At 39.9% G+C, this 11,952-nt stretch carries 12 protein-coding genes and 1 pseudogene; 12 read left to right on the top strand and 1 reads right to left on the bottom strand.

Annotated elements, in window-relative coordinates; translation table 11 throughout:
* Positions 1-150 precede the first annotated feature (150 nt).
* The 10 genes from LJE09_RS07205 to LJE09_RS07250 all read left to right on the top strand — a co-directional run bounded on the left by LJE09_RS07205 (position 151) and on the right by LJE09_RS07250 (position 11,180).
* Positions 151-1,005 carry a bifunctional 5,10-methylenetetrahydrofolate dehydrogenase/5,10-methenyltetrahydrofolate cyclohydrolase gene (locus LJE09_RS07205; protein WP_008703871.1) on the top strand — a complete coding sequence of 285 codons (855 nt, stop codon included), beginning with the start codon at positions 151-153 and terminating at the stop codon, positions 1,003-1,005.
* Between the two features lies 1 nt (position 1,006).
* Positions 1,007-1,855 carry a glucosaminidase domain-containing protein gene (locus LJE09_RS07210; RefSeq protein WP_226852801.1) on the top strand — a complete coding sequence of 283 codons (849 nt, stop codon included), beginning with the start codon at positions 1,007-1,009 and terminating at the stop codon, positions 1,853-1,855.
* Positions 1,856-1,945: 90 nt separating this feature from the next.
* Entirely contained in the window at positions 1,946-2,920 is a 975-nt protein-coding gene (locus tag LJE09_RS07215; RefSeq protein WP_025577061.1) for an ABC transporter substrate-binding protein, read from the top strand.
* Positions 2,898-3,686, top strand: a complete 789-nt coding sequence (locus LJE09_RS07220; RefSeq protein WP_008703865.1) for an ABC transporter permease — start codon at positions 2,898-2,900, stop codon at positions 3,684-3,686. Before LJE09_RS07215 ends, LJE09_RS07220 begins: the two co-directional genes overlap by 23 nt.
* A 71-nt stretch (positions 3,687-3,757) precedes the next feature.
* On the top strand, positions 3,758-4,345 hold the full coding sequence (locus tag LJE09_RS07225) for an ATP-binding cassette domain-containing protein (protein ID WP_055057455.1): 588 nt from the start codon (positions 3,758-3,760) through the stop codon (positions 4,343-4,345).
* Between the two features lie 100 nt (positions 4,346-4,445).
* Complete coding sequence (locus LJE09_RS07230) at positions 4,446-5,435, top strand: guanosine polyphosphate pyrophosphohydrolase (protein WP_173679448.1); 990 nt, start codon at positions 4,446-4,448, stop codon at positions 5,433-5,435.
* A gap of 137 nt (positions 5,436-5,572) precedes the next feature.
* Positions 5,573-7,093: a putative basic amino acid antiporter YfcC gene (yfcC, locus tag LJE09_RS07235; RefSeq protein WP_022380777.1), complete on the top strand. Its 1,521-nt coding sequence runs from the start codon at positions 5,573-5,575 to the stop codon at positions 7,091-7,093.
* Positions 7,094-7,125: 32 nt separating this feature from the next.
* The gene (gene iadA, locus LJE09_RS07240) at positions 7,126-8,274 is read left to right on the top strand and encodes a beta-aspartyl-peptidase (protein WP_062807828.1); all 1,149 of its coding nucleotides are present in this window, start codon (positions 7,126-7,128) and stop codon (positions 8,272-8,274) included.
* Positions 8,275-8,415: 141 nt separating this feature from the next.
* Positions 8,416-9,366, top strand: a complete 951-nt coding sequence (locus LJE09_RS07245; RefSeq protein WP_020994037.1) for an alpha/beta hydrolase — start codon at positions 8,416-8,418, stop codon at positions 9,364-9,366.
* The gene (locus LJE09_RS07250; RefSeq protein WP_227311094.1) at positions 9,363-11,180 is read left to right on the top strand and encodes a DUF6320 domain-containing protein; all 1,818 of its coding nucleotides are present in this window, start codon (positions 9,363-9,365) and stop codon (positions 11,178-11,180) included. The genes LJE09_RS07245 and LJE09_RS07250 overlap by 4 nt, the downstream gene beginning before the upstream one ends.
* A 20-nt stretch (positions 11,181-11,200) precedes the next feature.
* Here the strand turns inward: LJE09_RS07250 and LJE09_RS19140 are convergent.
* Positions 11,201-11,254 (bottom strand): annotated as a pseudogene (locus tag LJE09_RS19140) (DUF6783 domain-containing protein); the annotation flags it as partial.
* Here LJE09_RS19140 and LJE09_RS18735 point away from each other — a divergent pair.
* Positions 11,231-11,293 (top strand): DUF6783 domain-containing protein, encoded by a 63-nt coding sequence (locus tag LJE09_RS18735; RefSeq protein WP_306797799.1) that lies wholly within the window; start codon positions 11,231-11,233, stop codon positions 11,291-11,293. The pseudogene LJE09_RS19140 and the gene LJE09_RS18735 sit on opposite strands and share 24 nt — an antisense overlap.
* Positions 11,294-11,352: 59 nt before the next feature.
* Positions 11,353-11,673, top strand: a complete 321-nt coding sequence (locus LJE09_RS07255) for a nucleotide pyrophosphohydrolase (RefSeq protein ID WP_008703857.1) — start codon at positions 11,353-11,355, stop codon at positions 11,671-11,673.
* The last annotated feature ends 279 nt before the right edge of the window (positions 11,674-11,952 follow it).

Consider the following 11,952-nt stretch of genomic DNA (forward strand, 5'->3'; position numbering starts at 1 on the left):
CTGTATTGTTTTCCGTCTCTTTTAATAAAGTGTAAAGTTATTTATTAGATGTAATTTTTTACAGAGTGCATATGATTTATGAGGCGGTTATGCTGAAATCATTCAGATACAGTATAGAATAATAACGTATAATTTCGGAGGGAACGACAAATGGCTAAGCAGTTATTAGGTAAAGAAGTAACAGCAGCATTAAACGAGAAAATCAAAGCAAACGTAGCAGAGCTTCAGGGAAAAGGAGTAAATCCTACCCTCTGCATCATCCGTGTTGGTGAAAACCCAAGTGATATCTCCTATGAAAGAGGAGCAACAAAACGCTGCGAAACTTTAGGCGTTGCATGTGAGAAAATCTTACTTCCGGAAGATGTTTCCCAGGAAGAACTTCTTGCAACAATCGATAAAGTAAATAAAGATGACAGCATTCACGGCGTATTATTATTCCGTCCGCTTCCAAAACATCTGGATCAGGCAGTGATCGAGAATGCACTTGCTCCTGAAAAAGACGTTGACTGTATGACAGACCTTTCCATGTCCGGTGTATTCACAGGCAAGAAGATTGGTTTCCCGCCATGTACACCACAGGCTTGTATGGAAATCCTTGATCATTACGGAATCGACTGCACAGGCAAAAAGGCAGTAGTAATCGGAAGAAGCCTTGTTGTTGGTAAACCTGCAGCAATGATGCTGGTTAAAAAGAACGCAACTGTTACGATCTGCCACACAAGAACTGTAGATATGCCGTCTGTAGCACGTGAAGCAGATATCATTATTGTAGCAGCAGGCCGCGCCGGTGTTGTTGGTGCTGAATATGTAAAAGAAGGCCAGACAATCATCGATGTAGGTATCAACGTAAATGCAGAAGGCAAACTTTGTGGTGATGTTGATTACGCAGCAGTAGAGCCTATCGTAGATGCTATTACACCTGTACCTGGCGGTGTTGGAAGTGTTACAACTTCTGTACTGGTTGGTCATGTAGTAGAAGCTGCAATGAGAAAGGTAAACGCATAAGATGAAAAAAGTGCCGGGAAAATATTTCTGGCTGTTTATGACAATGACAGGTGCCCTGATGTTCGGGGCACCTGCTTTGGTAAGTGCCAGTGAAGGGACAGCGTCCACTGATACAGAAAACAGCGTAGCAGACAATGCTGCAGATACCCCAGATGACGACACAATAGCAAAAACAACTGATAGTACAGAAAAAAACAGTCAGGAAACTGATCATTCAGGAGAGGGACAGATCTCCAAACCCAAATATCTCGAAAATGCAGAAAATAACGGAGAAGAAATTATCTCTGATGAAGACCCGACAGATAATACTTATGGATACTACACGATCATGGGTGGAACAACTGTTTCCGTCGATGAAATGTGTTCATTATACAACAGTCAGGGATGCACTTACCCATCTGAAGAACTCAGTGGCGGCGGAGCATCTGATATAGATACCTTTTGCAATATTATTGTAGAGGAGGCAAATGCCGAGAATGTACGTGGTGAAGTAGTTTTTGCGCAGGCAATGCTGGAAACCGGATGGCTGAGTTTCGGTGGTGATGCGGGAATCGACCAGTTCAATTTCGCAGGTCTTGGAACAACCGGAGGTGGAGTCAAAGGAATCGCATTTCCGGATGTAAGAACAGGAATACGTGCTCAGGTTCAGCATCTCAAAGCCTACGCCTCCACAGATTCCCTGAATCAGGAATGTGTAGATGAACGCTTCGATTACGTGACAAGAGAGACTGCACCTTACGTGGAATGGCTGGGAATCCAGGAAAATCCTTATGGCGGCGGCTGGGCAGCAGGAAAAGATTATGGAAGTAAATTAAGAAAAATACTGGCAGATTTGAAATCAGGGACATAAAGACAGAGTTTTGCGCCTTATTTGTATTATTTTTCTGAACTGCTGTAAATGATTTTTAAATTCTTAAATAAAGAAAGGATGTTGAGTAAAATGAAAAGAAAATTGATGATTTGTGCAATGGCTTTGTGTATCTGTGCAGGACTGGCCGGTAACACTGGAGAGGTCAGCGTATGGGCATCCGAAGGATCATCTTCGGATGCTGTCCGGATAGGCGCCCTGAAAGGTCCGACAGCAATGGGAATGGCGCAGCTTCTTGATGAAGACGGATACGATTTTACGATTGCTGCATCTCCGGATGAGATTGTTCCGATGGTAGTACAGGACAAGCTTGATATTGCAGCTGTTCCGGCAAATCTGGCAGCAACGTTGTATCAGAAGACAGATAAGGATGTCAGTGTTCTGGCGGTCAATACGTTGGGTGTTCTCTATCTTGTGGAGAATGGAGACAGTGTAAAATCTGTGGAGGATCTTAAGGGAAAGACTATTTATGCCAGTGGGAAGGGTGCAACTCCGGAATATGCCCTGAACTCTGTTCTTAAAGCGAATGGAATCGACCCTGAAAAAGATGTGACTGTTGAATTTAAATCTGAGCATGCAGAGGTAGTTTCCGCACTTGTGCAGGATCAGACAGCAGTCGGACTTCTTCCGCAGCCTTTTGTAACTACAGCGCTGATGAAAAACGATAAGCTGAAGGTTGCCCTGGATCTGAACAAACTGTGGGAAGATTCCATGGATGACGGAAGCAAACTTGTGACAGGAGTTGTGATCGCAAACAATGAGTTTGTTCAGGATCATGCAGATAAAGTAAATGATTTTATGGATGCTTATAAAGAATCTGTAGATTTTGTCAACAGTGACACAGAAGCTGCGGCCCAGATCATAGGAGATCATGATATTATTGCAAAAGAAGTTGCACAGAAAGCAATCCCTGACTGCAGTATTGTGTTTATTGAAGGTGATGAGATGAAAACCATGCTTTCGGGATATCTGGCAACCCTGGATGATCAGAATCCTGAGATTATAGGAGGACAGTTGCCGGATGATGCATTCTATTACAAACGATAGAGCAAAAACTGACAATGGAACGAAATATACAGGAATTCGCATATTAGCAGTACTTTTCTGGATTGCAATCTGGCAGTTTGCGAGTATGTATCTGAAACAGGAGATCCTTCTGGCATCTCCTGTTTCTGTTATCCGAAAGCTTTTTGAACTGATTTTCAGCGGAAATTTCTGGCAGTCTGTCGGATTTAGTTTTGTACGCATTGTGACAGGATTTCTTCTGGCTGTGCTTCTGGGAATCTTTCTGGCAGTGTGGGCATATTGGTCAAAAACAGTGGAAATCCTGACAGCACCTGTGATCGCAGTGGTCAAATCTACACCTGTGGCATCTTTTATTATTTTGTGCTTGATATGGATTCCTTCGAAAAATCTGTCAGTTTTTATTTCCTTTCTTATGGTTCTGCCGGTGATATATACAAATATCCTTGAGGGAATACGACAGACGGACAGGAAGATACTGGAAATGGCAAAAGTATTTCGTGTGAATCTCAGAAGACAGATCAGGTATATTTATGTATCGCAGGTACTGCCTTATTTTCTCTCAGCATGCAGGCTTTCTCTTGGAATGTGCTGGAAGGCAGGAGTGGCAGCAGAGGTTATCGGAGTACCTTCAGGTTCTATTGGTGAGAAACTGTATAATGCAAAAATATATCTGAATACTCCGGATCTTTTTGCGTGGACAATTGTGATAATTGTGATCAGTTTTGTATTTGAAAAGTGTTTTCTTGGAATTGTAAGCAGAGTAGTTTATATGATAGAACATAGATAACGGAAATTTTGATTTATGAGAATCCTCTTAAATGCATTATTTATGAGGTCTGTTACAGGCGGAGAAGAGATATGGATATAAAGGTAGATCATATTAGTAAAGCATACGGAGAACAGCAGGTACTGCAAGATTTGTCCTGTGTTTTTCCGGAAGGGAAAACCACTTGTATCAGAGGAAGATCCGGATGTGGCAAAACAACACTGATACGGCTTCTTCTGAGACTGGATGTTCCGGATAAGGGGAAAATAGAAGGGGTAAGTGACAGGAAACTCAGTGCAGTATTTCAGGAAGATCGTCTGTGTGAAAATCTGAGCGCTGCTTCTAATATAAGACTGGTATGTACAGAAACAATAACAGACAGAGAACTGGAGGAGGCGTATAAAGCAGTTGCGCTTACTGAGATATGGCAGAAACCGGTTCGTGAACTGAGTGGAGGAATGCGCAGGAGAGTATCTATCCTGAGGGCATTGCTGGCTGAATCAGACTGTGTGATCATGGATGAACCTCTCAGAGGTCTTGATGAAAAAACCAGAGCAAAAACAATTGATTATATTTTGAAAAAGACGGAGGGAAAGACGTTGATTTTTGTTACTCATGAAGAAAAAGAAGCAGTTTGGTTAAAGGCTGACAGAACAGTAGATATATTGACAAAGCATTAAAATTAATGAAAAACTAAATTTCGGTTATAGATTATAGCGTGTTTGAAAAATCATTTCTACAATCTTCAAACACGCTATAACTCCAAAAGAGGAAAAACTTATGATTACATTAAATGATTATCTGTATTCAGGAGATACGGTTTTAAAAATTTTACAGAAATATACCCGGGATCTGAGAAAAGAAGCGAAACTTACTCATAATGAGATTGACTTGATGCATGTGAATTTCCTGATTCAGATCACAGAGCTTTTAGAACACAATGATTTCCTTACGGCCCAGTCCCAGAAGATCCGGGAATTTTATAAATATATGGCTCATGAATATCCGTTTCTTGCGTTTACATTTAAAGGAAGGATCAAATCGCTGATCCGGGCAGAAGAGAAATTTAACGGCTATATTGTGGAATATATTTACGATTATTATACAAAACATGGAACCTATCCTCCTGTGTCGGAACTGAAAAATAAACTCAGTTGTTTTCGGGATTTTATTGCATACAGAATTGTGTTGTGTATGCCCAAGTGTCATCTGAAACCAGGAGAAGATCAGGAAACGGCGTCGATCCGCTATCTTTATGAGATTGCCAATGTTCTTCCCGGGTTCCTGGAAGAACGAGGGTTTACGGTGGAGTCTGCCTATGGAGTAAAGAAAAGTACGTCGCCGCTTCTTAATGAAGATGTGAAGATGTATTACCGGGATTATATCTGTGGAACCAGCGGGGAAGGATATCAGTCATTACATATCACAGTTTATGATAACAGTTCCCGTTCTTTCATGGAGGTGCAGCTGCGTACCCAGAAAATGGATGACACTGCGGAAATTGGTCCGGCGAATCATCTGGGATATGAGAAGAAACAGCAGGATGAGCGTGCAAGACGTGATGCTATTCCAGAAGGCGAGTGCGTTTATTTCGATGAAGCCTATGAACGGGGCATGCGTCTTTTGCAGCTGGAACTGGCAGATCTGGATGTAAATATGTTTTCCGCAGTAGATAACAGTCTGATCAATGATGGGTGCGGACTGTTTAGGGGAAGACTGATCTTACCTTATGAACATTTGTCAAGATTTCAGAATGATGTGATTGATTGAATAAAACACCTATCTTTTGATGTATAAAAATACAGGGAAATGACAAAAATTGATAAAATATGTAAATTTTTAGTTATATTTTAGGCATTCTATGGTACACTGATATAGTATATCAAAAATGGGAGGGAAACTCGAAAATGAGCAAAAAAGAAGGAAAAGGGTTAAAGTCTTTTAACAAGGGGTTTCAAGTGCCTGACACCTACATTATTATCTTTTTAGTAGTTGTTGTCGCTGCACTTCTGACTTTCCTTGTACCAAAGGGATTTTACGAAACACAGGATATTTCGTATATGATCAATGGTGTTGAGAAAACCCGTACAGTAATCAAAGACGGAAGTTTCCAGTATCTGACAGATGATGCAGGAAATGTAGTAACAGAAGGAGTAGCACTCTTTAGTGGAGATGGTGGAACAGGATTCTTCAACTATATGTATAACGGAATCGTAAGCAGTTCTGCAATCGAGATTATCGCATTTCTTATGGTAGTAGGCGGTGCATTCGGTATCATGATCCGTACAGGAGCGATTGAATCCGGATTGATTGGATTGATCCGTAAGGCAAAGGGAGCAGAAAAACTGCTGATTCCGATACTTTTCGTATTGTTTTCTCTTGGTGGAGCAGTTTTTGGAATGGGAGAAGAAGCACTTCCGTTTACTATGATTCTTTGTCCGTTGTTTGTAGCAGTTGGATACGATTCAGTTATTGCAGTTCTTGTTACTTATGTTGCAACACAGATTGGTTTCGGTTCATCATGGATGAATCCATTCTCTGTAGGTATTGCACAGGGAATTGCAGGTATTGACGTATTCTCCGGAGCAGGATTCCGTATGGTAATGTGGGTAGTATTTACAGCACTCGGCTGTGGAATGACTATGTTCTATGCATCAAAGATCAAAAAGACTCCGACAATCTCAATCGCATATAAGACCGATGCATATTTCCGTGAGCAGAATGAAAAAACAGGAATTGACGAAGGACATTCATTTGGTCTTGGACACATTTTAGTTCTTCTGACACTGGCTGCTACAGTAGTATGGGTAGTTTGGGGAGTTATGACTCAAGGATACTACATGCCAGAGATTGCTACTCAGTTCTTCATTATGGGAATTGTTTCCGGTGTGATTGGAGTTATCTTTAAACTGAACGATATGAAACTGAATGATATCGCAACATCATTCAAAGATGGAGCAAAAGACCTGATCGGTGCTGCACTTGTTGTTGCTATGGCACAGGGCATCATGCAGGTTCTTGGTGGATCTGATCCGACAACACCTACGGTTATTAATACAATTATGTATAATATTTCAAATGCACTGTCTGGAGTTTCCGGAGCAGTTGCAGCAGTACTTATGTATCTGTTCCAGTCCGTATTCAACTTCTTCGTTGTATCCGGAACCGGACAGGCTGCGATTACAATGCCAATCATGGCTCCACTGTCAGACCTGTTAGGTGTTTCACGTCAGACAGCTGTAGTTGCATTCCAGCTTGGTGATGCATTTACAAACCTGATTGTTCCTACATCAGGATGTTTGATCGGATCCCTTGCAATTGCAAAGATTGAGTGGTCTAACTGGATTAAATTCATGTGGAAATTCCTTGGTGTATTAATGATTGGTGCAATCATTACAATTCTTATTGCAGTTGGAATTGGATTCTAAAACATACATTTGATAATTGAGAGAGATTTATGATGAAATTAATTCAGAATATTGATATCTATGCCCCACAGCATCTGGGAAAAAAAGATGTACTTACAATCAATGATAAGATTGTCAAGATTAAAGATGCAGGTTCTATATCCGCAGAAGGATTTCTTTCTGAGACAGAAATAATCAATGGAGAGGGGTTACTTTTAACTCCGGGATTCATTGATAGTCATGTTCATGTACTCGGAGGTGGTGGCGAAGGTGGATTCGCCAATCGTACTCCGGAAGCAACTATGGAAGGACTTACGAAGTTTGGAGTAACAACAGTTGTTGGCTGCCTTGGAACAGATGGAATCGGTCGTGATATGTGTGCACTGGTTGCAAAGACAAAAGGATTGAATGAGCAGGGAATGTCTGCATACTGTTATACAGGCAGTTATCAGATTCCGGTTCACACGTTGACTGACAGTATTGTCAAAGATATTATGATGATTCAGGAAATCATTGGAACCGGAGAAATCGCGATTTCTGATCATCGTTCTTCACAGCCGACTTTTGAGGAATTTGTACGTGTCGTTGCGGATACAAGACTTGGCGGTGTTCTTTCCGGGAAAGCTGGTATTGTAAATGTTCATCTTGGCGACAGTCCGAGATGCTTAGATCTTATTGAACGAGTGGTAGATGAGACAGAGATACCGGCTTCTCAAATACTGCCAACACATATCAATCGAAATGAGATGCTTTTTGGCAAGTCGATTGAGTATGCGCTGAAAGGCGGAGCAGTAGACTTTACCGGAAATGAAGATATTGACTATTGGGAAACTATCTGTGATGAGGTACGTGTATGTAATGGTATCAAACGGATGCTGGATGCAGGAGTAAATCCTGACCGCATGACAATTTCTTCTGATGGACAGGGAAGCCTTCCGATGTACAGTAGTGATGGCGAATTCCTTGGAATGGGCGTTGGACAGTCCAGCTGCCTTCTGAAGGAAGTAAAGGAATGTGTATTTAAAACAGAAATTCCTTTAGAAATAGCTATTTCTACAATTACATCTAATCCAGCAGATATTCTTCGCCTCAAAGGAAAAGGTAAGGTTGAAGAAGGCTATGATGCTGACCTTTGTATTCTTGACCAGGAACTTCAGCTTGTTGAAGTAATTGCAAAAGGGAATACAGTTTATACAAAATAAAGTATATTGATGTTAAAAGCACCAGTCATTCAGTTGGCTGGTGCTTTTTGCAATATTAAATTCACTTTAATAAGCATTTTATGATATAATGGGCTCGTAGTCTTTTACAGACATAAGAACGGGTATAAGGAGAATATAGTATTGATTAATCAGACAGCGAAGAAGATTTTGAAAGCTCTGTCTTTTGATGGTGTGGAAGTAGAAGCATTTCGTCATATGGCGGATTTAAAACGATTGGATCCGATGAAGATTTTTTATAAAAAAATAGATGAGAAAATATATAACGGGAGTCATGCAGTCCCGATTCGTATTTTCTTTCCAACTGAAAAAAGTTTTCGTGAGAGTGAAGAAAAGAAACATAATATTCAAGATAAAAAGATGCTTTTGTTTATACATGGCGGCGGCTGGGTTACAGAGAGTATCGATAATTATGAAAGAATTTGTGCCCGGCTTGCTAATGCAACCGGACAATATGTAGTTGCAGTTGAATACCGACTGGCACCGGAAGATAAATTCCCGGCAGGTCTGGAAGATTGTTATGCCGTTGCGAAAACATTATATTCCGGAGATTTTATGCTCAACATAAAACCCGAAAATATTACATTGATCGGAGATAGTGCCGGAGGGAATCTTTGTGCAGCATTATCTTTGATGGCTAGAGATTGTGGAGAATTTATGCCAAAAAGACAGATACTGATCTATCCGGCTACATATAATGATTATACAGAAAATTCACCATTTCCATCTGTTAAGGAAAATGGAACAGATTATCTTTTGACAGCTGGGAAGATGCAGGATTATATTGATCTTTATGCGAGAAATAAAGAGGATAAGAAGAATCCTTATTTTGCACCATACATAGCAGAAGATTTAGCGAATCAACCTGATACATTGATTCTTACATGTGAATTTGATCCACTTCGAGATGAAGGGGAAGCATATGGGAAGCGCTTAAAAGAGGCTGGAAATTATGTGGAGATACATCGGATCAAAGATGCATTACATGGATATTTTGCGTTGGGGATCAAGCAGCTTCATGTACAGGAAAGTTTCACCTATATCAATGAATTTCTGAAAGAGGAAACACTGTGAGTAAGAAAAAAGCACGTTGGAGAAAACTAGATAATGCAGCAAAATTATATTCTGCTGCCAGTAATAAAAAAGATACGAGAGTGTTTCGTTTTTACTGCGAATTGAAAGAAGAAGTAAATCCTGACGTTTTGCAGGAAGCATTGAATCAGACAATAGAAATATTTCCTACGTTTTTAATGGTGCTTCGCAAAGGATTATTCTGGCATTATCTTGAGCCATGTAATTTACGACCGATTGTAAAGGAAGAGTACAAAGAGCCTTGTAGTAGACTCTATATAAAGGATAAGAAGACACTGCTTTTTGAAGTAACCTATTATAAAAAACGAATCAACTTCGAAGTATTCCATGTATTGACAGATGGCACAGGAGCGACAGAATTTTTAAAAGAACTGGTAAAAAATTATCTCTATCTTATTCACAAAGTAAATGGATTAGAACCAGTTTCATTGTTACCAGAAGATATGACGGTACAAGATCAAGAAGTTGATAGTTTTTTGAAATATTATTCAAAAGATCAGAAACGACCGAAAAAAAGAAAACTACATGCTTTCCAGATACGGAGAAAAAAGAAAGATGGAAATCATCTGCACGTCCATGAATCTGTTGTTTCAGTTCAGGCAGTATTGAAGCGGAGCAGGGAACTCGGAGTATCTATGACAGTCTTTTTGACAGCATTATTTATGATGGCAATAAATGAAGAAATGTCTAAGATGCAAAAGAAAAAGCCGGTCGTGTTAATGGTTCCGGTTAACTTAAGAAAGTTTTTCCTGTCTTCATCGATGCTGAATTTTTTTAATTGGATCGAGCCGGGATATAATTTTACTACACAAGATCAAAGTTTTGAGGCAATACTGAAATATACGAAAGAATTTTTTGAGACAGAACTGACAAAAGAAAAGATGTCAGCACATATCAGCGAGTTGCTTGCTTTGGAACTGCATCCGATTCTGAGGCTTGCACCTTTGGAACTGAAAAATCTATGTATTCAGGCCGGGGCAAAATATTCAGAGAAGAACACGACAGCAATCTTCTCTAATATGAGTGCGGTTAAAATACATGCGAGTTATGTACCTTATATCGAACGATTTGGTGTGTACACAAACACTCCTAAGTTTGAATTGTGTTTGTGTTCTTTTCAGGATAAATTATCATTTGCATTTACATCCAGATACGACACAGTGAACATTGAACGTAATTTTTATCGCTTGTTAAAAGAACAGGGAATTGCATCTGAAAAAGTAAAACCTGAATTTCCAAAGACAGATGAGCCAAGCGAACAGGAAATGAAAGTCTATAAAATTTATAGCTTTCTGTGTATTGCAATTGTTGCAGCAATGCTTGTTACGGAGTATAATTTCCATCCTAGAATTCGCTGGACCTTATTCACAGCCGGAGGCGTTGTGACAATGTGGATTGCCTCATCGATTGGATTTTTTAAACGCTATAACCTGCTGAAAAATGCGATGTGGCAGCTTTTTGTCGGTACTATTATCTGCTTTATATGGGATGCACTGACCGGTTGGCATAGTTGGTCTGTAGATCTTGTGCTGCCGATCATGAGTGTATCTACACTTACAGCGATGTTTGTAATCGCTAAGGTGCGGAAATGCCCTGTGCGAGAGTATCTTATTTACGAAATTATGGCTGCCGGATACGGATTGATTCTTCCGGGAATCTTACTCTTATGCAAAGTGGTGAAAAATCCAACAGTAAGTATGTTTGGAGCGTTAATATGTTTCTTGTTTCTTGTAGCAGTGATATTGTTTAAAGGAAGAGAATTTAAAGAAGAGATGCAGAAAAATCTGCATGTATAAAATAGTGTTGATGAAACATTAGAGCGTGTCTGAAAAATCATTCCCGCAATCTGCACGCCCCACTTTGCGGGATATTTCACCCGAATTCAGTTGCCGTAGCCCAGCTGAACTGAATAATTTCACTTTGTCAGAAAGCATTGTTAGAAGTAGTAAAATAAAGGAGTATTTAATTATGAAGTATGAAACAATAGACAGAATTAGAAAATTTACAGAAGATCGAAACTGGGATCAGTTTCATTCGCCGGCAAATCTTGCAAAATCAATCGTAATTGAGGCAGCAGAGTTATTAGAGTGTTTTCAGTGGTCTGATGAAGAATATGATCTGCAACATGTCAAGGAGGAATTGGCGGATGTTTTGGTTTATAGTCAGAATCTGTTAGACAAACTGGAACTGGATGCAGATGAAATCATAAATATGAAGATGTCGCAGAATGAAGCAAAGTATCCGGTAGATAAGGCAAAAGGGAGTGCGGCCAAGTACGATCAGCTATAATAGTGGAAAAGGAAGAGGCGTTATAAGAACAATGATAAAAATACTATTTATATGCCACGGCACTCCAGTTTTATGATAATGCATACCTTCGCAGACTGGGGCAATACAGGGCAGAATATGGCGGAAAGTATTGGAAATACTACGGTTTCGACTACTAAGCGATGGCACACATATAAAACTTTTAATACAACTCCAGCTAATTTGTGAGGAAATCGCAGGTTAGTGCTTGAATGAAAAAGTAAATTCTACATTCTAATATACCTTGATTTTATGCGGGAT

The sequence above is a fragment of the Blautia sp. DFI.3.45 genome (assembly GCF_020593505.1).
In the GTDB taxonomy this organism is placed as follows: Bacteria; Bacillota; Clostridia; order Lachnospirales; family Lachnospiraceae; genus Blautia_A; species Blautia_A wexlerae.

Excerpts from the sequence above, each read along its gene's own strand:
- LJE09_RS07205 (WP_008703871.1), top strand. The coding sequence starts at position 151 with ATGGCTAAGCAGTTATTAGGTAAAGAAGTAACAGCAGCATTAAACGAG.
- LJE09_RS07210 (WP_226852801.1), top strand. The coding sequence starts at position 1,007 with ATGAAAAAAGTGCCGGGAAAATATTTCTGGCTGTTTATGACAATGACA.
- LJE09_RS07215 (WP_025577061.1), top strand. The coding sequence starts at position 1,946 with ATGAAAAGAAAATTGATGATTTGTGCAATGGCTTTGTGTATCTGTGCA.
- LJE09_RS07220 (WP_008703865.1), top strand. The coding sequence starts at position 2,898 with ATGCATTCTATTACAAACGATAGAGCAAAAACTGACAATGGAACGAAA.
- LJE09_RS07225 (WP_055057455.1), top strand. The coding sequence starts at position 3,758 with ATGGATATAAAGGTAGATCATATTAGTAAAGCATACGGAGAACAGCAG.
- LJE09_RS07230 (WP_173679448.1), top strand. The coding sequence starts at position 4,446 with ATGATTACATTAAATGATTATCTGTATTCAGGAGATACGGTTTTAAAA.
- yfcC (WP_022380777.1), top strand. The coding sequence starts at position 5,573 with ATGAGCAAAAAAGAAGGAAAAGGGTTAAAGTCTTTTAACAAGGGGTTT.
- iadA (WP_062807828.1), top strand. The coding sequence starts at position 7,126 with ATGAAATTAATTCAGAATATTGATATCTATGCCCCACAGCATCTGGGA.
- LJE09_RS07255 (WP_008703857.1), top strand. The coding sequence starts at position 11,353 with ATGAAGTATGAAACAATAGACAGAATTAGAAAATTTACAGAAGATCGA.